Source organism: Haemophilus aegyptius (assembly GCF_900475885.1).
GTDB classification, from domain to species: domain Bacteria; phylum Pseudomonadota; class Gammaproteobacteria; order Enterobacterales; family Pasteurellaceae; genus Haemophilus; species Haemophilus influenzae.
This window is the reverse complement of sequence record NZ_LS483429.1, coordinates 567,609-591,484: the sequence shown is the minus strand read 5'-3', so window position 1 is coordinate 591,484 and position 23,876 is coordinate 567,609. Positions and strand designations below refer to the sequence as shown.

The following is a 23,876-nucleotide window of genomic DNA, read 5'->3' as shown; positions in this document are numbered from 1 at the left end:
TTTTAACCCCGTTCAAATTGAACGGGGTTTTATATATGATATAGTTACAATTTAATTTTTTAGTATCATACGCCGTTTAGAATAGGAAAGCTTAAATAAAATACTAAGATGTTAATCAAGTAGAAATTAATCTTCTAAATCTAGAGGCTCTTGCGAAAGTATAATTCCTGTCAGATCTGCGTAAATATAATCTTCTGGGAAAAAGGTTACGCCACCAAAATTCACTGGAATATCACTCTCGCCAGCACTGCTTTCATCTGCACTGACTGGAATTGGCGCAAGGGCATGAATACCAATATCGAGGTTTTCTAATTGCTGAATTTGGCGTACTGCACCATATACAATAATGCCTTCCCAACCATTATCAACGGCAAGTTGAGCCAATTCTGCATCAATCAAACCACGGCGTACCGCACCACCGCCATCAATGACAAGCACTCGACCTTCGCCGTTTTCTTCTAATACTTCAGCAATTAATCCATTACTTTCAAAGCATTTTACTGTAGTGACTTTACCGTAAAAATGACTTACGCCACCAAAGCTTGAAAAAATTGGCTCCACGACATCCACTTGTTCTGCATAAAGATCGCAAAGTTCTGAAGTATCAATAAACATAACTTTCCCCTATCGATTGTTAAAATTTTGTTTGCTTTAGTATATGCCGATTTAGCCGATAAGCAAGCCTAAACTAAACAAGATATTGATTAATAACGAAATCATAGACATTTGAGCCAACATTGGACGCAATTCACTTGGCTGCTGACTGTGATAAACAAAGATCGCGTGTTTAGCTAACAACGGCATTGCTAATACAAATAAATAATTTGTCCAAGAAATAGCCGTTACCACCGCAAATGCTAAATAACATAGGGTCGCCACACTTAATAAAATACAATGATAAACACGCCCTTTATATGCACCTAAACGAACGGCTAGGGTATTTTTGCTAGCTTTCGCATCCTGTTCAATATCGCGTAAATTATTGATATTTAATACCGCACTTGCCAATAAGCCAGAACCAATAGCAGGCAAAATAATGTGGCTATCAATACTGTGAGTTTGCAAATAATAAGTACCGCCAACACCAAGCAAACCAAAAAATACCAACACAGAAATATCGCCCAAGCCCATATAACCATAAGGTTTTACCCCAACTGTGTAAGTAATGGCAGCAACAATAGCTAAAATTCCAAGCCCAGCGAAAGCGAATAAATCTGAGAGATTTTCATAAGCGATTCCAATCAAGAAACTTCCTGAAAGAAAACTTGCCATCACCATTAGAATTAATCCCCATTTCAGTTCTTTTGCTGAAATTGCGCCTTTTTGAATGCCACGTAATGGCCCAATACGTTCTTCAGTATCTGAACCTTTTTGATGATCCCCATAATCATTGGCAAAATTAGAAAGCACCTGCAATAAAATTGTCGTGAGTAAACAAAGCACCATTACAAGCCCATTAAAACCTTGTGGATTCGCCCAATAACCTAATGCCGAACCCGTGAAAATCGATGCCAACGCTAAGGGCAAAGTTTTTGGTCGAGCCGTTTCCCACCACATTTTCAATTTTTCATTTGTCATTTTTTTTGACCGCACTTTTGATTACAATAAGCCGCGTATTCTACACTAAGACACCCAATTTATGAATGATTTAACCTTATCGCCTATCGCCATTATCTACACGCCTTATAAAGAAAAATTCTCCGTACCACGCCAACCTAATTTAGTTGAAGACGGAGTAGGCATTGTAGAACTCTTACCGCCTTATAATTCGCCTGAAGCCGTGAGAGGATTAGAACAATTCAGTCATCTTTGGTTAATTTTTCAGTTCGACCAAATCCAACAAGGAAAATGGCAACCCACCGTACGCCCACCTCGGTTAGGCGGTAATCAACGAGTTGGTGTATTTGCTTCACGCACAACGCACCGCCCAAATCCTCTCGGTTTATCCAAAGTTAAATTACATCAAGTAGAATGCATCAACGGTAACGTTTTTCTCCATTTAGGTGCGGTGGATTTAGTGGATGGCACGCCCATTTTCGATATCAAACCCTATATTGCCTATGCGGATAGCGAGCCAAATGCGCAATCGAGCTTTGCCCAAGAAAAACCACCAGTAAAACTGACTGTTGAATTTACCGAGCAAGTCAAAAGTGCGGTAAAAAAACGAGAAGAAAAACGACCGCACTTAAGTCGTTTCATTCGCCAAGTGTTAGAGCAAGATCCTCGCCCAGCCTATCAACAAGGTAAACCGAGTGATCGTATTTATGGTATGAGTTTGTATGAATTTAATGTGAAATGGCGAATTAAAGCGGGTACGCTTGATTGTGTAGAAGTGATTGAAATAGAAAAAGACAAATAGATGTAATATGTAAATAAGGCAGGTAATCCCTGCCTTAGTTAATTTAAATGTCTTATTTTAGGAAAAACTGCCCTTTAGCTAATTTAATAACTGTTATTAGAACTAATAAGCCAATCATTAAATTTGAGAAAACAAAGGCAAAAATAGACACGCCTTGTAAAACATTGCCATGATAGAAAGCGGTAGCACTGTTTGCCATAGACGCTAATCCGAATGAGAATGCCCATAAGCCAATGTTAAGTCCTTTTTCCACAATCCAAGGGAATAATCGCAATAAGAAAAATAATTGCAAAAATCCATATCCCCAAAGGATTTTAGCTAACGTATCCACCTCGCCGTGATTGAGTGACAAATAAGCAGATACACACACAAACGCAGGTGCTAAAACAATCCCCATTGTGGCTCTAAATGGTGGCTCAAGAGATGAAATACGTAAATGTTGTAATAATACAGGCTCAAAAAAAATCCAAGCAATCATTCCTGCGCCAAAGAATAAGTAGGCTAAATCATGATAGCCAAGTAATGCTAATGAACTTGCGCTGGTAAAATTTGCAGCAACCGCAGGCAAATAAAACGAAGGATGAGTAGATTTTTGCTCAAATACACCACCTTGCCATAATTCACTGACACGTAATGTTGAGAAAAGTAATTGACCAATCGTTCCAATCCAAATTAAAACTTCAGCAATTAAAGGATTCCAACGATAAAGAATATCGCCTACCAACATAGTTGTAATAGGAATCAATGCAATAAAGGAAAAACGAACTGGGCTATGATACTCTGCACGAACTTCCTCAAAGTAATAACGAAGTTTATACGCATACATTAAAATAAATAAAATCCAGACCGCACTTGCTACAATGCCAAGAACATCACTTACCATTCGCGCAGCAGGAAATAAGTTTTCTAAATGAAACCAAGCTAAAGATAAGGCTGCCAAACCAAGAGGAATACCGAAATATCCTGTTGGAAGAGGAAAAGGCTTTGTTATATTCATAGTATGATCCTTATTTTGAAAAATATGAGCAAAGTGTAACATAACTATCAACAACAGACTTTTCTAAAAGTCTCAAATTTTTGTGAATTTCTATGAAGAAACATACTTGTTGTTCTGGCATAAAACCTCTACCCATTTTCATAAAAATAAAAAACCCGAACTTTCATTCGGGTTTTCTCATACAGGGAATTAATTATTCCGCATCATCTGCCATGTTAAGCATTTCAGCTAAGTTCGCACTTGCATCATCTGCAGTCATAACAAATTCATCAGCGATAGCAGCTTCATCTTCTTCAGATAATTTCGCTACGACATCATCAACTAAACGATGTTTGTGACGATTTTGATGATACGCAAAACCTGTACCTGCTGGGATTAAACGACCTACGATTACGTTCTCTTTCAAGCCACGCAATTCATCACGTTTACCTGCCACTGCTGCTTCGGTAAGAACACGAGTAGTTTCTTGGAACGATGCGGCAGAGATGAAGGATTCAGTCGCAAGAGACGCTTTAGTGATACCCAATAATTCACGTTCAAATTCAACTGGTGGTTTACCTTCTGCTTCACGTTGGCGATTAACAATTTTCACGCGAGCCACTTCGACTTGTTCTCCCTCAAGGAATTCTGAGTCGTAAGCTTTAGTAATTACCGCTTTACGTAACATTTGGCGAACAATTACTTCGATATGTTTATCGTTGATTTTTACCCCTTGTAAGCGGTAAACATCTTGCACTTCGTTCACGATGTATTCAGTTACTGCACGCACGCCACGTAAACGTAAAATGTCATGTGGTGTTTCAGCACCATCAGAAATTACGTCACCACGTTGTACCATTTCGCCTTCAAATACGTTGAGCTGACGCCATTTTGGAATCATTTCTTCGTAAGTTTCGCCTTCTGCAGGAGTAATTAATAAACGGCGTTTACCTTTGGTTTCTTTACCGAAAGACACGATACCAGAAATTTCAGCTAAGATAGCGGGTTCTTTTGGTTTACGTGCTTCAAATAAATCCGCAACACGTGGTAGACCACCAGTAATATCTTTAGTACCCACAGATTCTTGCGGAATACGTGCTAATGGTTCCCCTACTTTCACTGCTGCGCCATCGTCTAAACTTACAATTGCTTTACCCGGTAAGAAGTACTGTGCAAGAACATCAGTTTCAGGTAAGAAAATATCGTTGCCATTTGCATCAACTAATTTAATAGTTGGACGTAAATCTTTACCCGCAGTTGCACGTTCACCCACATCTTGAACCACGATTGATGATAAACCTGTTAATTCATCTGTTTGACGCGTCACAGTTAAACCATCAATAATGTCTACAAATTTCACAAAACCAGATACTTCAGAGACAACTGGCATGGTATGTGGATCCCAATTTGCGATAGTTTCGCCTGCAGTGACTTCTTGACCGTTACCTTTGCTTAATACCGCACCATAAGGCACTTTATAATGTTCTTTAGTACGACCAAATGCATCAGTAATAGTTAATTCCGTGTTACGAGAAGTTAATACTAGTTTGCTTTCATCGTTAGTCACGAATTTTGCATTCATTAAATGCACTGTACCAGTGTTTTTAACTTGCACACTAGATTCTTTCGCTGCCGCAGATGCCGCACCACCAATATGGAACGTACGCATTGTTAGCTGTGTACCCGGCTCACCGATAGATTGAGCGGCAATAACGCCCACCGCTTCGCCTTGGTTGATTAAATGACCACGCGCAAGATCACGTCCATAACATTTCGCACATACACCAAAATCAGTATCACAAGTTACAACAGAACGTACTTTTACGCTATCTACAGAGTTTGCATCCAACACATCACAGAGTTTTTCATCTAATAAGGTGTTACGCGGAATTAATACTTCTTCTGTACCTGGTTTTAAAATATCTTCTGCAGCTACACGACCTAACACTAATTCACGAAGTGGCACTTTTTCATCTCCACCTTCAATTAATGGGGTCATGACTAAGCCTTCATGCGTACCACAGTCATCTTCTACGATCACTAAGTCTTGTGCCACATCAACTAAACGACGAGTTAAGTAACCTGAGTTCGCTGTTTTTAATGCGGTATCCGCCAAACCTTTACGAGCACCGTGGGTTGAAATAAAGTACTGTAATACGTTCAAACCTTCACGGAAGTTTGCTGTAATTGGGGTTTCAATGATCGAGCCATCTGGACGAGCCATCAAACCACGCATACCTGCTAACTGACGAATCTGCGCTGCAGAACCACGCGCACCAGAATCAGCCATCATAAAGATACTGTTAAAGGACGCTTGTTTTTCAGGATTACCTTCGCGATTGATGACTTCTTCTTGAGATAAGTTTTCCATCATCGCTTTCGCTACGCGCTCATTCGCGGCAGCCCAAATATCGATTACTTTATTATAGCGTTCACCTGCCGTCACAAGACCTGATTGGAATTGTTCTTGGATCTCAGCTACTTCTTCTTCCGCTGCAGAAATAATTTCGTATTTCTTCGCTGGAATTTCCATATCATCAATACCAACTGATGAACCAGAACGTGCTGCATACGCAAAACCGGTATACATAATTTGGTCAGCGAACATTACCGCTTCTTTTAAACCTAAACGACGATAAGCTTCGTTAATCAGTTTAGAAATGGCTTTTTTACCTAATGTTTGGTTGAACAATGAATAAGGCATGCCTTTCGGCGCGATCATCCATAAGATTGCACGACCGATAGTTGTATTAGTCAGCGTGGTTTTCGCATCAAATTCGCCCACTTCATTTTTCACATATTCAGTAATACGCACTTTCACGCGAGAATGTAATTCTGCTTCGCCTGTACGATATGCTTTTTCAGCTTCGCGAGGATCTTGCAATAACATACCTTCACCTTTACCGTTCACTTTTTCGCGGGTCATATAGTAAAGACCTAATACCACGTCTTGTGATGGAACGATAATAGGATCACCGTTTGCTGGAGAAAGCACGTTATTGGTGGACATCATCAACGCACGAGCTTCCAATTGCGCTTCAAGGGTTAATGGAACGTGTACCGCCATTTGGTCACCATCGAAGTCTGCGTTGAACGCACCACAAACGAGTGGGTGTAATTGAATAGCTTTACCTTCGATTAAGATCGGTTCAAACGCTTGGATACCCAAACGGTGAAGTGTTGGCGCACGGTTCAATAGAATTGGGTGTTCACGAATAACTTCCGCAAGAATATCCCAAACGATCGCATCTTCACGCTCAACCATTTTCTTAGCCGCTTTGATTGTCGTAGCATAACCACGGCTTTCTAATTTCGCATAGATAAACGGACGGAATAATTCCAATGCCATTTTCTTAGGTAAACCACATTGGTGTAAGTGCAAGTATGGACCAACAGTGATTACAGAACGACCTGAATAGTCAACACGTTTACCTAATAAGTTTTGACGGAAACGACCTTGTTTACCTTTGATCATATCCGCTAATGATTTTAATGGGCGACGGTTAGAACCTGTAATTGCACGACCGCGACGACCATTATCTAATAAGGCATCAACAGATTCTTGTAACATACGTTTTTCGTTGCGCACAATAATATCTGGCGCAATTAAATCTAATAAACGTTTTAAACGGTTGTTACGGTTGATCACACGACGATATAAATCATTCAGATCTGAAGTCGCAAAACGACCACCATCAAGTGGTACTAATGGGCGTAAATCTGGTGGAAGAACTGGCAGTACCGTCATAACCATCCATTCTGGTTTATTACCAGATTGAACAAATGCTTCTAATAATTTTAAGCGTTTAGTGATTTTTTTACGTTTAGTTTCAGAGTTAGTTTCTTGTAATTCTTCACGTAATTTTTCATATTCAGATTCAAGATCCATACCTTTTAAGAGATCTTGAATCGCTTCGGCACCCATTTTCGCTTCAAATTCATCTTGCCAACGATCTTCAGCGTCAAGGTATTGTTCCTCTGTTAATAATTGACCGCGCTCTAAGTCCGTCATACCAGGTTCGGTCACGATGTACATTTCAAAATAAAGTACACGTTCGATATCGCGCAATGGCATATCTAAAAGTAAACCGATACGAGACGGCAATGATTTTAAGAACCAAATATGTGCAACTGGCGATGCAAGTTCAATATGACCCATACGTTCACGACGAACTTTAGTTTGAGTGACTTCAACACCACATTTTTCACAAATCACACCACGGTGTTTTAAACGTTTATATTTACCACATAAACATTCGTAATCTTTTACAGGCCCGAAGATACGCGCACAGAAAAGACCATCACGTTCAGGTTTGAACGTACGGTAGTTAATGGTTTCAGGTTTCTTCACTTCACCAAATGACCAAGAACGGATCATATCTGGGGAAGCTAACCCAATTTTAATCACATCAAAATCTTCACTGGTTTTTGATTGTGCTTTTAAAAACTTAACTAAGTCTTTCACAAATGTTCTCCTGTCGGAGTTAAAGGTTTAAAGTGCGGTTAAAAATTTCGGAGAATTTTGACCGCACTTCGGCGATTTCAAATCTTATGTTGTTGTTCCTCTTGCCTTCCCCTGCTTTGCGGGGGAAGGTGCCCGAAGGGCGGAAGGGGGCTTAGGATATAAATCCCCCCTCAGTCGCTTCGCGCCAGCTCCCCCCGTAAACGGGTGGAGCCAAGGGATCAGCACCATTTATAGTAATCAGTGATTACTCTTCGTCTAACTCGATATTTAAACCAAGTGAGCGGATTTCTTTCATAATTACGTTGAAAGATTCCGGTGTGCCTGGGTCCATATGTTGGTTGCCACTTACGATATTTTTATACATCTTCGTACGACCATTCACATCATCGGATTTCACAGTTAGCATTTCTTGTAAGGTGTAGGCTGCACCATATGCTTCAAGTGCCCATACCTCCATCTCACCGAAACGTTGGCCACCGAATTGAGCTTTACCACCCAATGGCTGTTGTGTAACAAGGCTATAAGAACCTGTTGAACGAGCGTGCATTTTATCATCAACTAAGTGGTTCAATTTTAGCATGTACATATAACCCACGGTTACTGGACGTTCAAATTTCTCGCCAGTACGACCATCGTAAAGGGTGATTTGACCTGAAGTTGGTAATCCACCAAGTTTTAATAGCTCTTTGATTTCCGCTTCGTCTGCACCATCGAACACTGGCGTTGCAACTGGTAAGCCCTTACGTAAATTTCCCGCTAAACGCAATACTTCTTCATCAGTAAAGGTGCTTAAATCCACTTTTTGTGAACCATTACCTAATAAATCGTATGCTTTTTGGATATAGCTACGTAATTTTTCCACTTCTTGTTTTTGTTTAAGCATTGCATTGATTTGATCACCAATACCTTTTGCCGCTAAACCTAAGTGAGTTTCAAGGATCTGACCGATGTTCATACGAGACGGTACGCCCAGTGGGTTTAATACGATTTCAACTGGCTGACCATTTTCATCGTATGGCATATCTTCAACTGGGTTAATTTTCGAGATAACACCTTTGTTACCGTGACGACCCGCCATTTTATCCCCCGGCTGGATTTGACGTTTCACTGCAAGGTAAACTTTCACCACTTTTAATACGCCTGGTGCAAGATCATCGCCTTTAATGATTTTCTTACGTTTCACTTCAAGTTTATGTTCAAACTCTTTACGAAGTTCTTCGTATTGCTCAGCAAGCTGTTCTAATTGGTTTTGTTTTTCTTCATCTGCAATGGTTTGTTCTAACCATTTAGTACGCTCTACTTTATCTAATTGCGCCGCATCCGCACCACTAGAAATAAGAAGATTACGCACACGAGCAAATAAACCAGCTTCTAAAATCTCTAACTCTTCAGTTAAATCTTTTTTCGCTTCACGAAGTTGCATTTCTTCGATTTCTAATGCACGTTTATCTTTTTCTACGCCGTCACGAGTGAAGACTTGAACATCAATAACCGTACCTGATGTACCATTTGGCACGCGTAATGAAGAATCTTTCACATCGGAAGCTTTTTCCCCAAAGATTGCACGTAACAATTTTTCTTCTGGGGTTAATTGAGTTTCGCCTTTAGGGGTTACTTTACCTACTAAGATGTCGCCACCTTTAACCTCAGCGCCGACATAAACGATACCAGATTCATCAAGTTTGCTTAACGCTGATTCACCTACGTTTGGAATATCCACAGTAATTTCTTCTGCACCTAACTTAGTATCACGCGCAACACAAGATAATTCTTGAATATGGATGGTAGTGAAACGGTCTTGTTGAACAACACGTTCAGAAACTAACATTGAGTCTTCAAAGTTATAGCCGTTCCAAGGCATGAACGCTACGCGAATATTTTGACCTAATGCAAGTTCCCCTAAATCAGTTGAAGGACCATCTGCTAATACTTCGCCACGATTAATTGGATCGCCTAAATTCACACAAGGAATTTGGTTAATACAAGTATTTTGGTTAGAGCGAGTGTATTTAATTAAATTATAAATATCAATACCAGCTTCACCTGCAATGGTCTCATCTTCATTTACTTTAATCACAATACGAGACGCATCAACGTACTGAACGGTACCACCACGTTTTGCAACAACCGCAACACCTGAGTCAAGTGCGATTGGTTTTTCCATACCTGTACCAACTAATGGTTTATCCGCACGTAATGTTGGAACTGCTTGACGTTGCATGTTCGCACCCATCAACGCACGGTTCGCATCGTCATGCTCAAGGAATGGAATTAATGCAGCCGCAACAGATACCACTTGTTGTGTCGAAACATCCATATAGTGAATATCTTCAGGTTTATATAAACCAGATTCACCACGTTCACCACGAGCAGTAACGAAAGCATCAGTAAAACGGTTATTTTCGTCTAAGTTTGAGTTTGCCTGTGCAATGATGTAGTTTGCTTCATCAATTACAGATAAGTATTCAATTTCTTCAGTAACTTGACCATCAACCACTTTACGATATGGTGTTTCTAAGAAACCATAATCATTAGTACGTGCAAAAGCAGAAAGTGAGTTGATCAAACCGATGTTTGGACCTTCAGGGGTTTCAATCGGACATAAACGACCATAGTGAGTATTATGTACGTCACGCACTTCAAAGCCTGCACGCTCACGCGTTAAACCGCCTGGACCTAATGCAGAAATACGACGTTTGTGTGTCACTTCTGACAATGGGTTGTTTTGATCCATAAATTGCGAAAGCTGTGAAGAACCAAAGAATTCTTTTACTGCCGCAGAAATCGGTTTCGGGTTAATTAAGTCTTGTGGCGTGATCGCATCTAAATCGCCTAAAGATAGACGTTCTTTGACCGCTCTTTCAACACGCACTAAACCGATACGGAATTGGTTTTCAGCCATTTCGCCCACGCTACGGATACGACGGTTACCCAAATGGTCAATATCGTCTACTTCGCCACGACCATTACGGATGTCGATCAATTTACGCATTACCGCAATAATATCTTCATTGCTTAAAATACCCGCACCTTCCCCTTCTGGAAAAGCTAAAGAACGGTTGAACTTCATACGACCTACTGTAGATAAATCATAACGTTCTGCAGAGAAGAATAAATTATTGAATAACACTTCTGAAGATTCTGGTGTTGGTGGCTCGCCCGGACGCATCATACGATAAATTTCGTAAAGCGCACTAGTTTTGTCATAAGTTGGATCGACACGTAGCGTTTCAGAAATATATGGACCATAATCTAAATCATTAGTAAATAAAGTTTCGATCGTGGTGTAACCAGCTTGTGCTAATTTTGCGAGGGTTTCTAACGAAATTTCGCCATTTGCAGGACAAATAATTTCGCCAGACTCTAAATCAACATAATCTTTCGACGCAACTTTACCTAAAATATATTCAGAAGGCACAACTACTTGTGAGATATTATCTTTTTCTAATGCTTTAATGTGACGAGCAGTGATGCGACGACCACGTTCAACATACACTTTGCCATTTGCTTCAATATCAAAAGAAGCCGTTTCACCACGTAAACGTTCTGGCACTAAAGTCATTAACAATTTATCGCCAGCGATTTCAAAGGTAATTTTATCAAAGAATAAGTTTAAGATTTCTTCAGTGGTGTAGCCTAATGCACGAAGAATGATTGTTGCCGGTAATTTACGACGACGGTCAATGCGCGCAAATAAGTTATCTTTTGGATCGAATTCAAAATCTAACCAAGAACCACGGTAAGGAATAATGCGTGCGTTATAAAGCACTTTACCTGAAGAATGGGTTTTACCTTTGTCAGAATCAAAGAATACACCTGGACTACGGTGTAATTGTGAAACGATAACACGCTCGGTACCATTAATTACAAAAGTACCGTTATCCGTCATTAATGGGATTTCCCCCATATAAACTTCATTTTCTTTAATATCTTTAACTGCGCGTGAAGAAGATTCTTTATCGTAGCTCACTAAACGTAATTTTACACGTAAGCCTGCTGCATAAGTTGAGCCACGAATTTGGCACTCACGTACATCAAACTCTGGCTCTTCTAAACGATAATCTACATATTGTAATTCTGTATAGCCATTATTACTGACAATAGGGAATACAGAACGGAATGCCGCTTCTAAACCTTGCTGACCTTCAGGATCTTTTTGAATAAATTTATCAAAAGAATCCAACTGAATGGTTAATAAATAAGGAACATTTAAAACTTGCGGACGTTTACCGAAATCTTTACGAATTCGTTTTTTTTCAGAATAGGAGTAACCCATTGGTTTTCCTCTGCTAACTGTTCAGTGACCTAGCCACAAACTAACTGTGACGTGAATGACCGTTAAAATGACCGCACTCTGAACCTTACTTCTATAGTGGGGTGACAACTCAAATTACATAGAACGACAACTTGAGCAAAACAACGACAAATAACGGTGAATTTGTCATTGTGTGGATGTGCTTTCTATCAAAAACACGGTTAAATTAAGCAATAAAAGGTCAAAATTGATTAAAAATCAATCTAAATCTTTGCTAATTTTAAGGCGGTAAATTTTAAATGAATGCAGCTTTCTCGTCAAGTTGAAAAATTATTTAGAAATTTTATGAAATAAAAAACCGCACTTTCAAAAAGTGCGGTTTAAAATCTATCAATTCTTTAAATTATAAAGAAGCTTGATCAACAGCAACACCTGCACCCATAGTGGTAGAGATGCTTACTTTCTTGATGAAAATACCTTTAGCAGTAGTTGGTTTTGCTTTATTTAAAGCAGCCAATAATGCTTGAAGGTTTTCTTTTAATTGAACTTCAGAGAAGTTTGCTTTACCGATAGTGGTGTGGATAATACCGTTTTTATCATTACGATAACGGATCTGACCAGATTTAGCATTTTTAACTGCTTCAGCAACGTTTGGTGTTACAGTACCAACTTTAGGGTTTGGCATTAAACCACGTGGACCTAATACTTGACCTAATTGACCAACAACACGCATTGCATCAGGAGAAGCGATAACAACATCAAAGTTCATTTCGCCTTTTTTGATTTGCTCTGCTAAATCTTCCATACCCACTAAATCAGCACCAGCTTCTTTAGCTGCATCTGCGTTAGCACCTTGAGTGAACACAGCTACACGTACTTCACGACCAGTACCGTGTGGTAATACAGTTGCACCACGAACGTTTTGATCAGATTTACGAGGATCGATACCTAGGTTTACTGCAACATCAACACTTTCTACGAATTTAGCGGTTGCGAATTGTTTTAATACCGCGATCGCTTCGTTAATTTCGTATGCTTTAGTAGAATCTACGCCAGCTTTGATTGCTTTCATTTTTTTAGTCAATTTAGCCATCGTATTATTCCTCCACCACTAAGCCCATAGAGCGAGCAGTACCAGCAATTGATTTCATTTTGGTTTCGATAGACGCACCAGTCATATCTGCTGCTTTAGTTTCAGCGATTTGACGAACTTGATCTAAAGTTACTTTACCCACTTTATCTTTGTTCGGTTTACCAGAACCAGATTTGATACCTGCAGCTTTTTTCAATAATACTGCTGCTGGTGGAGTTTTAGTGACGAAAGTAAATGAACGGTCTGCATATACAGTGATAACAACTGGAATTGGTAAACCTTTTTCTAAGCTCTCAGTACGAGCGTTGAATGCTTTACAGAATTCCATAATGTTCACACCTTGCTGACCTAATGCAGGACCAACTGGTGGTGATGGGTTAGCCATACCAGCTGCAACTTGCAACTTAACATAGGCTTGGACTTTTTTTGCCATTTTAGTTTTCCTCTAATTGGGTAATAACGCTATTAAATAGCTCCCCGATAATTTTTAGTGCAAAATTCATTGCACCACACAAAAATATGAGCCGCGAACGGCTCATAATGGGCGCCGATTATATAAAAAGTGCGGTTGTTTTTCAAGCACTTCTTAAATCCACTATAAGAATTACTGTGCATCACCAATTAATACTGAATCTAACGCAATTTCAATCATATCATTGAATGTTAATTGACGTTCTTCTGCCGTGGTTTGTTCGTGAGTACGAATGTGATCAGAAACAGTACAAATCGTTAATGCTTTTGCACCATATTCTGCAGCCACACCATAAATTCCAGCAGCTTCCATTTCCACACCTAAAATGCCGTATTTTTCCATTACATCGAACATTTCTACATCGGGTGTATAGAATAAATCCGCTGAGAATAAATTACCGACACGAACAGCTTTGCCTTTTGCTTTTGCAGCTTGAACAGCAGCTTGTGCCATATCGAAGTCAGCAATAGCTGCAAAGTCGTTATCTTTGAAACGAATACGGTTTACTTTTGAATCAGTACATGCACCTAAACCGATAATCACATCGCGCACTTTCACGTCCATACGAACTGCACCACAAGAACCTACACGGATAATTTTTTTCACGCCATATTCAGTGATTAATTCTTTCGCGTAAATAGAGCAAGATGGAATCCCCATTCCGTGCCCCATAATAGAAATTTTACGACCTTTATAAGTTCCAGTAAAACCAAGCATATTACGAACATTCGTCACTTCAACAACATCTTGTAAAAAAGTTTCTGCAATGTATTTTGCACGAAGTGGATCGCCAGGCATTAAAACAACATCAGCAAATGCACCTTCAGGCGCGTTAATATGTGGAGTCATAATTTTTCCTTATTTTTAATAATGAATAAAAATGAATAAAGTGCGGTCATTTTTTACCGCACTTTTTAATTGATTAAGATAAATTAAAGTGCTGCAGCACCTAAGCCGATAAATAAACCAGCAATAGTTGCACTCATTAAGTTAGCGAGAGTACCAGCGATAACGGCTTTGATACCTAAACGAGCAACATCACTACGACGGCTTGGTGCCATACCACCTAAACCACCAATTAAAATTGCAATTGAGCTGAAGTTAGCAAAACCACAAAGCGCGAAAGTAATAATCGCTTTGGTTTTTTCAGTTAATACAATTGCAGAATCTGGTTGTAAATATTTTGCAAATTCAAGATAACCCACAAATTCATTAACCGCTAATTTCATCCCGATCATTTGTCCTGCAATACCTGCTTCAGCACCATCAGTTACACCGATTAAGTATGCTAATGGTTTAAAAATTAAACCAAAGATAGATTGTAAGGTTAAGTCGCCATAGCCGAACCATCCGCCTACGCCACTTAAAATACCATTAATTAATGCAATTAAACCAACGAATGCGATTAACATTGCACCTACGTTTAACGCAAGTTGCATACCTGCACTCGCACCGCCCGCCATTGCTTCAAGTACGTTAGTTGGTTTTTCTGAATCATTGTCTTCTGGTTGTTTATCTGTGAATTGTTCGGTTTGTGGGAACATTAATTTCGCAAATAATAAACCTGCTGGTGCCGCCATAAATGACGCAGCGATTAAGTATGCCAATGGCACGCCCATTCCTGCGTAACCTGCCATTACTGAACCCGCGATAGACGCTGTACCACCCACCATAATGGCAAATAATTCAGATTGGGTCATATTTTTAATGTAAGGGCGAACAACTAATGGTGCTTCAGTTTGACCGACGAAGATATTCGCCGCCGCTGACATTGATTCCGCTTTTGACGTACCCAATGCTTTTTGTAATGCACCACCTAATACTTTAATCACGACTTGCATAATGCCGAGATAGTAAAGCACAGAAATTAAGCCAGAGAAGAACACGATAATCGGTAATACTTTCACTGCAAAAATGAAACCGGATGGTTTACTTGGATCCGCTAATCCGCCGAAAACGAAATTAATCCCGTCATTACCATAGGCAATAACATTGGATACCATATCCGCAGCGGCACCCAACGCTTGTTTACCTGCTGGCACATATAAAATAAGGGCGGCAAATCCTACTTGGATTGCTAACGCCCCTACTACGGTTCGAATACTAATCGCTTTACGATTATTAGAAAGTAACACGGCAATAGCGATTAATACGACCATTCCCAAAATGCTGCTTAACACACTCATTTGATTCCCCTAGATTAGTTAAGTTAATAAAATTCGGCTTATTCTACTTGTTTTCTTATGAAAAGTCGGCGAATTTTCACCGCACTTTTTGTAAACGTCTATAAAATAGTCAAAATCTTGTTAATTCCACATTGACGCGCATAAGCAGATAGCGCATTAGTTTCTTCCACACTTGGGATATACGCTGATAACCCAGCTTCATCACGTACGCCCTTGCTATGCACACGGATAATTTTTAATGCCACGTCTGGATAATTTCGTAGTAGTTGAGCAACTTTGCCCACCAAATGTTCAGCATCAAAAAAATGCTTTAAAAAAACCAACCGCACTTCTTCCACTTTATTTAATGGCAACAAGGCAGCTAAATTTTGCAAATTCCGCTCCAGTTTATCGTTTTTTATATGCAAACGTTCTAGTATCACTTGCTGTGGTACAATGCCTGCTTGATTTTTCCGATCAAAACAAAGTGTTTGCAAGCCAATGCCCTCGCCTTTGAGATCAAATAAAAATTTGTCAGTGACATCAATTAACGAACAAACACGATCAAACTCAAAAAAGCCACTACTATCCAAATAACAAGTCAATCCTTGCGAACGTAAAGCCTTAAAGAGTGGCACAAGTTTTTTGTGATGAATAGTGGGTTCTCCACCAGAAACCGTTACACCGCGAATAAATGGAACTGCCTCCATAACCTGTTCATACAAATACTGTAGACTAACCAATTTCGCATTTTCCGTATAACGAGGAATAGTTTCAGGATTATGGCAATACAAGCAATTTAGCTTGCAACTTTGCAGAAAAATGCTTGAACGATTGCCTTGCCCCTCTACATTTGAAAACGGAATAATCCGATGTAACGGCACAAAAATCTCAGAAAGTGCGGTCATTTTTCTAATTATTTTTCAGCAGTGACATCTTTTTCATCGCGTAATTGGCGATCAAACACGTTGGCACATTCATCCGTACCCGAGCCATACCAAGTTGTATCGCGTAATGCGACTTCGCCTTTACGGTATTTTTCAACTTCGCTTTTCTTCACTAGATAACCTGTAACTCGAATTAAATCTGTATTTTTCAAATAGGTGGTAATGTAGCGATAGCCTAAGGAAAATGCGCCATCAATAATATCCATCACTGCATCGCAGTGATCTACATGGGTTTGATCAAAGGCGAATAAATCCCCTGTACCAGATGGGAAATATTTATGGAACGGTGCAGACTGTTTCAAATGTGCAAGTAACGTTGGTTCTTCGCCTACACGAATACGGTGAGCCGGTGCGTTACGCTTGTCTTCTTCGTGGTTACTTGCGCCCACTTGTGCGTGTAATAAATAACGATTGCCAGTACGTTCGGCATAAACTCCTTCGTGCGCATCAGTAATTTCTTTTAATTTATCCATAATCGCTGTCGCAATTTCATCGCCACGAACGCTCGTACCAAAGGTTTCATTTAAGCCTTCACATTGCAATAAGTGATTTGTGGCATCAGCCAAGCCCACAATCGCAAACATTCCTGTAAAATTAGTGCGTTTGATAAATCCCTCTTTTTCGAGGAATGAACTGTTAAAGAAATTACTTTCTTCCACTACAAATTTGTGGCGTTTATCCATGGTTGAAAGAGTACATTTCGCCACACGCGATAATAATTCATTCAGCATTTCATCCGCACTTTTACAGGCGCGAGCAATTGTCCCTAGACGTAAACGCGTTAAGGTGTAGGCACCGCCACATTCAGGCAGTGCGTTATAGCAACTTGCTACGCCGTATTCTTCGCCTAGATCGGAAATATAGTAAGCATCGTTTGCAAAAGATGGTTTAGAAACCAACAAACAGGCTTTTGCTGCAAGTTCAGCAAACTCACGGCTTGTTTTCGATTTGTCATAACGAATAGTCATATTCGGTGTTGGTGCTTCAAGCTCAATCACGGCGCGTAAAATCAAGCGACCCGCTTTCGTATCATACGGCCCAATATTGGCATGACAGAATGAATCTGGCACAGTTTTATCAATATGATTTAAGAAACGTTTAATTTTTATGTAATCTTTTTCTTCATCAGTAATGAACGGTTCGAGCAACACATCAAGACGCCCAACATAAACAGGATAAGTCGTAATGGATGGCACGTGGGAGTAAAGAATCAATAATCCATCAAGTGCCTCATCAAGATCTTTTGGAGGCGGCAACTCTAAAAACTCGCAGCCCTTTTGGATATACACATTGTAATCAGGCAGGATATAACGAGGACGATAAATTGCGTAACCTTCACATAAATCACAAATCATCTGATTCTGTAAAAAGCCCCATTCTTCATCGGTATAACCAAGCAAATCGCGAGGATCAAATAAACGCTCGGCAATATTGCCTAATGTCATTAATTTTTGATGATAAGTCAGATTATTGGCTTTAACCGTATCAAGAATATCTTGAAGTGAAGCTAACATAACATCCCCCTTTGAAAATGGTTTTGTATTGTACGCAATGGTAACAAAATAGACAATTTTGAAAATGTGAGGAAGATCACAGTTTTAGAAAATAAACATTATGCAAACGGTTACTCAAAATAAATAATATGTTTTTGATATAAATGAACTGACAAAATTATTTCTGTTTTTGCATCTTTCCTTTTATGATAAAACGGAATATAAAAGGTAATAAATATGAAGAAAAAAGTACGCGTTATACCCCACACATCTTGGGCTGCCACATCATTATGGACCGCGCAATATAAAACCATTTCAATCTTACTTTTTGCTCTTTCTATTTTAGGTATTGGAGATGGGCTTATTGTATTATCAGGTTTAGGATCGACACCTTGGACTGTACTTTCACAAGGTATAGCAATACAGACAAATTTTGATATTGGCTGGTCATCTTTTTTAATTAGTTGCGCAGTAATGTTGGTATGGAAACCTCTCAAATTACGCCTTGGGCTTGGGACATTATTAAATATTATCGTTATTGCTCTATTTCTAGGAATCACAACAAAAATACTGGCGCCGCCAACCGCACTTTTTTCACGAATGATCTTCTGTCTGATCGGTATATTACTCTATGGTTTTGGAACTGCTTTATATCTCACTTGTCACTTAGGTGCGGGCCCTCGAGACGGATTAATGGTTGGTATTTGCCAACGTTTTCATTTAAGCATCAACGTGGTACGCTCAAGCCTTGAAATCTCGGTTTGTTTACTTGGTTTTTTACTTGGTGGTGTCGTTGGCTTGGGTACTGTCCTTTTCGCCACCAGCATAGGCAGCGTTGTTCAATTCTTCTTAAATATTATTGCTCGTTTGCCACATATTCCGTATGAAAAGTGATATTTCAGCTAACGCATTGTCTATTGAAATTAACTCTAAATTCATTTGAGTCTCTTTTCCTGCGGGTGGGCAAAAGGCAAGATGCTTATCGACATCATTAATCGGTTTCCAGCGTCTCGGCTGAGAAGAACGACTATTTGGATAAAACCCGATAGTCGGAATATTAAACGCACTGCTCAAATGCAATGGCCCAGTAGATCCCGCAATAAATAAATCTGCACAAGCCAAAGAATGAGCAAAATCCACTAAACCTTTATTCTTATCGTAAATGGCTACGCGTAAATCATTCACAAGATTTGCTAATTCATAGGCTTTTTCACTTTCGCCAGACCCTGCTGTCAGCACAATATTGCAATCAAACTCAGCCAATAAGCCTTTAATTAAATCCGCATATTGCGCTAAAGAAAGATTCGTAGCTGAACCACCAGAACCACTATGCACAAAGATCCATTTTTTATTTGCGGAAAGCCCTAAACTCTCTTGTAAAAAAACGTGCTGATTTTCCACCGCACTTTTCTCAAAGATTAAATAAGGCGGTTTAGGTTCAACAACTGGCATATTATGCTTTTGCAAAAAAGCCCGAACTAAATCTTGATTGTATTCCGCTTCTGATTTTTCAGAACGAGAACGGCGTTGTGTTAGACGGTGATTATAGAGAATTTGAACCCATTTAGTCGCAGGTGCAAGGCGATATTTAATTCCACTTTTCCAAGCGAGTTTTCCATTATGGGTATTGGAAAAGAAACTAATCATGCCATCAAACTGCTGCGCTTTGATTTCCTGCACAAGACGATTGAAATCCGTTTTATCATTTTTTTTGCTATCAATAATGACATGATCAATAAACGGACAAACTTCCGCTAGAGGCGCTGTGTAACTCGGCACAAGTGCGGTTAATTTTAAAGAAGGATTCGATAACTTCAGCATAGCAAAAGCGGGCCATGCTTGCATAAAATCGCCTAATTTATCGTTACGAATAACTAAGATCTTTTCCATAATTTCTCCGCTAAAACAAAAAACCGCACTCGAAAGTGCGGTCGTATTTTATGTTATTTTTGTGGATTATAAAACATCGACACAATTTAAGTCTTCGAAAGATTGCTCTAAGCGTTTAGACATAGATTCTTCCATTTTACGTAACCATACACGTGGATCGTAGTATTTTTTGTTTGGCGCATCTGGGCCTTCAGGGTTACCTAATTGACCTTGAAGATAAGCTTCATTTGCTTTATAGAAATTCAAAATACCATTCCAAGACGCCCATTGAGTATCGGTATCAATGTTCATTTTGATTGCACCGTAGCCAATTGCTTCGCGGATTTCTTCGCGGCTAGAACCTGAACCACCGTGGAATACGAAATTAATTGGTTTTGCAGGAAGATTGCGTTCTTTCGCAACGAACTCTTGTGATGCACCTAAAATAGATGGTTTTAATTTTACATTACCTGGTTTGTAAACACCATGTACGTTACCGAATGCAGCAGCAACGGTAAAATTAGAGCTTACTGGATGCAATTGATCGTAAACATAAAGCACATCAGAAGGTTGTGTATATAAACGTGATTCATCAACATCAGAGTTATCTACGCCGTCTTCTTCGCCACCAGTAATGCCAATTTCGATTTCAAGGGTCATCCCCATTTTATCCATACGAGCAAGATATTCACGGCAGATTGCCATATTTTCTTCCATTGACTCTTCAGATAAATCAATCATATGTGAAGAGAAAAGTGGACGACCCGTTTCGGCAAAATGTTTTTCGCCTGCATCTAATAAACCGTCGATCCAAGGTAATAATTTTTTCGCTGCGTGATCAGTATGAAGAATAACAGGCACACCGTATTCTTTCGCTAAAGTATGAACCTGTTTCGCTCCAGCAATCGCCCCTAAAACATCTGGACGAGTACCACTCGTTGGTTTGATACCTTTACCTGCGTAGAACGCTGCGCCACCATTTGAAAATTGGATAATCACTGGTGCTTTTACGCGTGCAGCAGTTTCTAACACGGCATTAACGGAGTCTGAACCCACACAGTTTACGGCAGGAATAGCAAAGTTATACTCTTTAGCATAAGCAAAAACTTTTTGCACATCTTCGCCTGTTATAACACCGGGTTTCACGATATCTAATAATTTAGCCATACTTGTGTTTCCTTTTTATGTTTAGCGGGATAAGCCCACAATTTGAAGAATTTGTATTGATGATGGCATTTTTGATGCCACCATCAATATGTTATAGAGGAAAAGTGCGGTTAGTTTTTCGCACGTTTTTCAAGAATTTCTACTGCAGGTAATACTTTGCCTTCTACAAATTCTAAGAACGCACCGCCACCCGTTGAAATGTAAGAAATCTTATCAGCAATACCAAATAAATCGATAGCCGCTAAAGTATCTCCGCCGCCAGCAATAGAGAATGCATCGCTGTTTGCAATGGCGTGAGAAATGATTTCAGTCCCTTTACGGAAGTGAGGGAACTCAAACACGCCAACTGGGCCATTCCATAAAACGGTTTTTGCATTTTTGATAATTTCAGCCAATTGTTCTGCTGATTTATCGCCAATATCAAAAATAGATTCATCATCTTTCACTTCGTTTACTGCTTTTTCTGTTGCAGCTGCCGTTTCAGAGAACTCTAAACCTACACGCACATCAACTGGAACTGGAATATCTGTATTTGCGGCTAATTCTTTCGCAACTGGAATTAAATCAGCTTCATATAAAGATTTACCTACATTGTGACCAGCTGCCGCGATGAAAGTATTCGCAATGCCACCGCCCACAATAATTTGGTCAGCGATTTTTGAAAGAGAATTTAATACTTCTAATTTAGTGGAAACTTTAGAACCACCAACAATAGCCACCATTGGACGAGCAGGTTCTTTTAATGCTTTACCTAATGCATCTAACTCAGCCGCTAATAATGGGCCTGCACAAGCGATTGGCGCAAATTCTGCAACGCCATAAGTTGAAGCTTGCGCACGGTGAGCTGTACCAAAAGCATCCATTACAAATACATCGCAAAGTGCGGCATATTTTTTACCTAATTCTGGATCATTTTTCTTTTCGCCTTTGTTTACGCGTACGTTTTCTAAAACAACGATTTCGCCATCTTTAACATCCACACCATTTAAATAATCTTGTTCTAAACGCACATTAAAGCCTGCGTTTTTTAAGTAATCAACAACTGGTTGTAAAGAATCTTCTGGTTTGAATTCTCCTTCAGTTGGACGACCTAAGTGAGAAGTTACCATCACTTTCGCGCCTTTTTCTAAGGCTAATTTTAAAGTAGGAATGGTCGCACGAATACGCGCATCTGAGGTCACTTTGCCATCTTTTACTGGCACATTAAGATCTGCACGGATAAATACACGTTTACCCGCTAAATCTAAATCGGTCATTTTGATTACTGACATAATCTATCCTCTTGTTAAGTTAAAATTAAAATTGAAAATTTTTCGTATTATACCTACTTCGTACTAGGTTGTAACGATTTAGATCAAAGAAATTCTTATTTGCTTTGGCAATTCATTACCTGCCATTTTTTATCATAACAAATAAATAATTCATTTCGACTAGCCCTCAAATACGCATTTTTTAATTGTGGATTATGTTGCTTCATCCAACCAAAAAGTTCATCTCTACTTAATTTTTGATTCGGTAATTTTAATGCGTTAAATAATTCCTGCTCCTTAGCAAAATATTGCTGGGCAGAATCAAAGGCGCAACTACCGTGTTTTTCCCATTCGCCTTGCAATAATTTCTCGCCCGGAGAAATCGCCAAATATTGTGCTAATAAACCTTTTGGCAAGGCGGGTAAATCGCCTTTGCAAAAACGAGGATGATCTGAAACAGCGCGAGCATTTGCATTTTGAGGCCATAATCCATGTACAACCCAACCAAAAGTGCGGTTATTTCCACATTGATATTGAGAGGAATAAGGCAATTGATCGCCATATTTTTCACGCTGAATATCACAAAATCCAGGCGACCAAGATAATGCCAACATATAATAATCGACAGGTGCCTTTGCATTTTGCCCAATATGATCATTGCGCATAATCACATCATAGTTTGCAAAAACATCTGGATTTTTTACCGCACTTTTTTCAATATCCGTCCGCTTTGTCTCAAATTGAGGCTCGAATTTAGGTTCAAATTTAGGCTCAGATACTTTTGTTTGCTTCGTCTGCTCAATTACGGGCGAAGATGATTGATGTTTAGTTTTGGTTGTATCGGTAAAATATTGCCAAATTGCTAATATAACGAGAACAATAAGAGAAAGAATGGAAGTAAGTTTTTTCATAAATTTTGTTTAGTTTTTGTCAATCAAGTTTTTGTCGGCTATAATTCGCCGCTTTCAACTCTCTATTAAGGATCACAATGGCATTACTCATCACTAGCAAATGTACCAACTGCGATATGTGCTTGCCTGAATGCCCAAACGAAGCCATTTCCATTGGCGATGAAATTTATGTGATCGATCCTATACTTTGTACGGAATGTGTCGGCCATTACGACACCCCAACCTGCCAAAAAGTTTGCCCAATCACTAACTGTATTAAGCCCGATCCTGAACATCAAGAAACCGAAGAACAGCTTTGGGAACGCTTTGTAATGATTCATCATTCGGATAAATTGTAGAAAATAACTTCCCTTCCCTACTTGTGGGGGAAGGTGCCCGAAGGGCGGAAGGGGGCTTTCTATATCTCCCCTCAACCTTCGGCAGCTCCCCTGCAAACAGAGGAAGAAAAGTGTTT

The 23,876-nt window shown here is 39.5% G+C and carries 18 protein-coding genes; 3 read left to right on the top strand and 15 right to left on the bottom strand.

Features of this window, described 5'->3' with window-relative positions; translation table 11 throughout:
- Positions 1-126: 126 nt before the first annotated feature.
- On the bottom strand, positions 127-615 hold the full coding sequence (rraA, locus tag DQN49_RS03110) for a ribonuclease E activity regulator RraA (protein WP_005649446.1): 489 nt from the start codon (positions 613-615) through the stop codon (positions 127-129).
- Between the two features lie 51 nt (positions 616-666).
- The gene (gene menA, locus DQN49_RS03105; protein ID WP_006995185.1) at positions 667-1,578 is read right to left on the bottom strand and encodes a 1,4-dihydroxy-2-naphthoate octaprenyltransferase; all 912 of its coding nucleotides are present in this window, start codon (positions 1,576-1,578) and stop codon (positions 667-669) included.
- 61 nt (positions 1,579-1,639) lie between these two features.
- Between menA and tsaA the strand changes: the two genes are divergently transcribed.
- Complete coding sequence (gene tsaA, locus DQN49_RS03100; protein ID WP_006995186.1) at positions 1,640-2,359, top strand: tRNA (N6-threonylcarbamoyladenosine(37)-N6)-methyltransferase TrmO; 720 nt, start codon at positions 1,640-1,642, stop codon at positions 2,357-2,359.
- A 52-nt stretch (positions 2,360-2,411) separates the two neighbouring features.
- Here the strand turns inward: tsaA and tehA are convergent, their stop codons facing one another.
- The 9 genes from tehA to DQN49_RS03050 all read right to left on the bottom strand — a co-directional run bounded on the left by tehA (position 2,412) and on the right by DQN49_RS03050 (position 18,246).
- Positions 2,412-3,356, bottom strand: a complete 945-nt coding sequence (tehA, locus tag DQN49_RS03095; protein WP_013527415.1) for a dicarboxylate transporter/tellurite-resistance protein TehA — start codon at positions 3,354-3,356, stop codon at positions 2,412-2,414.
- Between the two features lie 193 nt (positions 3,357-3,549).
- A complete protein-coding gene (gene rpoC, locus DQN49_RS03090; protein ID WP_006995188.1) occupies positions 3,550-7,800 on the bottom strand; it encodes a DNA-directed RNA polymerase subunit beta' in 4,251 nt (1,416 codons plus the stop codon).
- 244 nt (positions 7,801-8,044) lie between these two features.
- The gene (gene rpoB, locus DQN49_RS03085) at positions 8,045-12,076 is read right to left on the bottom strand and encodes a DNA-directed RNA polymerase subunit beta (protein ID WP_006995189.1); all 4,032 of its coding nucleotides are present in this window, start codon (positions 12,074-12,076) and stop codon (positions 8,045-8,047) included.
- 382 nt (positions 12,077-12,458) lie between these two features.
- Positions 12,459-13,148, bottom strand: a complete 690-nt coding sequence (rplA, locus tag DQN49_RS03075) for a 50S ribosomal protein L1 (RefSeq protein WP_005649467.1) — start codon at positions 13,146-13,148, stop codon at positions 12,459-12,461.
- A gap of 4 nt (positions 13,149-13,152) precedes the next feature.
- Positions 13,153-13,581: a 50S ribosomal protein L11 gene (gene rplK / locus DQN49_RS03070; protein WP_005627653.1), complete on the bottom strand. Its 429-nt coding sequence runs from the start codon at positions 13,579-13,581 to the stop codon at positions 13,153-13,155.
- 171 nt (positions 13,582-13,752) lie between these two features.
- A complete protein-coding gene (gene deoD / locus DQN49_RS03065) occupies positions 13,753-14,469 on the bottom strand; it encodes a purine-nucleoside phosphorylase (protein WP_005658023.1) in 717 nt (238 codons plus the stop codon).
- 83 nt (positions 14,470-14,552) lie between these two features.
- Positions 14,553-15,806 (bottom strand): NupC/NupG family nucleoside CNT transporter, encoded by a 1,254-nt coding sequence (locus tag DQN49_RS03060; RefSeq protein ID WP_006995190.1) that lies wholly within the window; start codon positions 15,804-15,806, stop codon positions 14,553-14,555.
- Between the two features lie 98 nt (positions 15,807-15,904).
- Positions 15,905-16,693 carry a 4Fe-4S cluster-binding domain-containing protein gene (locus tag DQN49_RS03055; RefSeq protein ID WP_006995191.1) on the bottom strand — a complete coding sequence of 263 codons (789 nt, stop codon included), beginning with the start codon at positions 16,691-16,693 and terminating at the stop codon, positions 15,905-15,907.
- Between the two features lie 8 nt (positions 16,694-16,701).
- Positions 16,702-18,246: a YjjI family glycine radical enzyme gene (locus DQN49_RS03050; protein ID WP_006995192.1), complete on the bottom strand. Its 1,545-nt coding sequence runs from the start codon at positions 18,244-18,246 to the stop codon at positions 16,702-16,704.
- A gap of 216 nt (positions 18,247-18,462) precedes the next feature.
- Here DQN49_RS03050 and yczE point away from each other — a divergent pair, with 216 nt between their 5' ends.
- Positions 18,463-19,119, top strand: coding sequence for a membrane protein YczE (yczE, locus tag DQN49_RS03045; protein WP_005649480.1), 657 nt, complete (start codon positions 18,463-18,465; stop codon positions 19,117-19,119).
- On the opposite strand, the gene DQN49_RS03040 is transcribed toward yczE, so the two are convergent.
- The 4 genes from DQN49_RS03040 to DQN49_RS03025 form a co-directional block, all read right to left on the bottom strand.
- Positions 19,075-20,115, bottom strand: a complete 1,041-nt coding sequence (locus DQN49_RS03040) for a glycosyltransferase family 9 protein (protein ID WP_006995193.1) — start codon at positions 20,113-20,115, stop codon at positions 19,075-19,077. The genes yczE and DQN49_RS03040 overlap by 45 nt on opposite strands.
- A gap of 66 nt (positions 20,116-20,181) precedes the next feature.
- Entirely contained in the window at positions 20,182-21,261 is a 1,080-nt protein-coding gene (gene fbaA, locus DQN49_RS03035; protein ID WP_006995194.1) for a class II fructose-bisphosphate aldolase, read from the bottom strand.
- A gap of 110 nt (positions 21,262-21,371) precedes the next feature.
- Positions 21,372-22,532, bottom strand: a complete 1,161-nt coding sequence (pgk, locus tag DQN49_RS03030; RefSeq protein ID WP_005661004.1) for a phosphoglycerate kinase — start codon at positions 22,530-22,532, stop codon at positions 21,372-21,374.
- A gap of 95 nt (positions 22,533-22,627) precedes the next feature.
- Positions 22,628-23,422, bottom strand: coding sequence for a ribonuclease T2 family protein (locus DQN49_RS03025; protein ID WP_006995195.1), 795 nt, complete (start codon positions 23,420-23,422; stop codon positions 22,628-22,630).
- 77 nt (positions 23,423-23,499) lie between these two features.
- Between DQN49_RS03025 and DQN49_RS03020 the strand changes: the two genes are divergently transcribed.
- Positions 23,500-23,760 carry a YfhL family 4Fe-4S dicluster ferredoxin gene (locus DQN49_RS03020; RefSeq protein WP_005649491.1) on the top strand — a complete coding sequence of 87 codons (261 nt, stop codon included), beginning with the start codon at positions 23,500-23,502 and terminating at the stop codon, positions 23,758-23,760.
- Positions 23,761-23,876 lie beyond the last annotated feature (116 nt).

Coding starts and splice junctions, on each gene's coding strand:
- pgk (WP_005661004.1), bottom strand. CDS start 22,532: ATGTCAGTAATCAAAATGACCGATTTAGATTTAGCGGGTAAACGTGTA.
- rpoB (WP_006995189.1), bottom strand. CDS start 12,076: ATGGGTTACTCCTATTCTGAAAAAAAACGAATTCGTAAAGATTTCGGT.
- DQN49_RS03060 (WP_006995190.1), bottom strand. CDS start 15,806: ATGAGTGTGTTAAGCAGCATTTTGGGAATGGTCGTATTAATCGCTATT.
- DQN49_RS03050 (WP_006995192.1), bottom strand. CDS start 18,246: ATGTTAGCTTCACTTCAAGATATTCTTGATACGGTTAAAGCCAATAAT.
- yczE (WP_005649480.1), top strand. CDS start 18,463: ATGAAGAAAAAAGTACGCGTTATACCCCACACATCTTGGGCTGCCACA.
- fbaA (WP_006995194.1), bottom strand. CDS start 21,261: ATGGCTAAATTATTAGATATCGTGAAACCCGGTGTTATAACAGGCGAA.
- rplK (WP_005627653.1), bottom strand. CDS start 13,581: ATGGCAAAAAAAGTCCAAGCCTATGTTAAGTTGCAAGTTGCAGCTGGT.
- rplA (WP_005649467.1), bottom strand. CDS start 13,148: ATGGCTAAATTGACTAAAAAAATGAAAGCAATCAAAGCTGGCGTAGAT.
- DQN49_RS03055 (WP_006995191.1), bottom strand. CDS start 16,693: ATGACCGCACTTTCTGAGATTTTTGTGCCGTTACATCGGATTATTCCG.
- DQN49_RS03020 (WP_005649491.1), top strand. CDS start 23,500: ATGGCATTACTCATCACTAGCAAATGTACCAACTGCGATATGTGCTTG.
- tsaA (WP_006995186.1), top strand. CDS start 1,640: ATGAATGATTTAACCTTATCGCCTATCGCCATTATCTACACGCCTTAT.
- tehA (WP_013527415.1), bottom strand. CDS start 3,356: ATGAATATAACAAAGCCTTTTCCTCTTCCAACAGGATATTTCGGTATT.
- rraA (WP_005649446.1), bottom strand. CDS start 615: ATGTTTATTGATACTTCAGAACTTTGCGATCTTTATGCAGAACAAGTG.
- DQN49_RS03025 (WP_006995195.1), bottom strand. CDS start 23,422: ATGAAAAAACTTACTTCCATTCTTTCTCTTATTGTTCTCGTTATATTA.
- DQN49_RS03040 (WP_006995193.1), bottom strand. CDS start 20,115: ATGGAAAAGATCTTAGTTATTCGTAACGATAAATTAGGCGATTTTATG.
- deoD (WP_005658023.1), bottom strand. CDS start 14,469: ATGACTCCACATATTAACGCGCCTGAAGGTGCATTTGCTGATGTTGTT.
- menA (WP_006995185.1), bottom strand. CDS start 1,578: ATGACAAATGAAAAATTGAAAATGTGGTGGGAAACGGCTCGACCAAAA.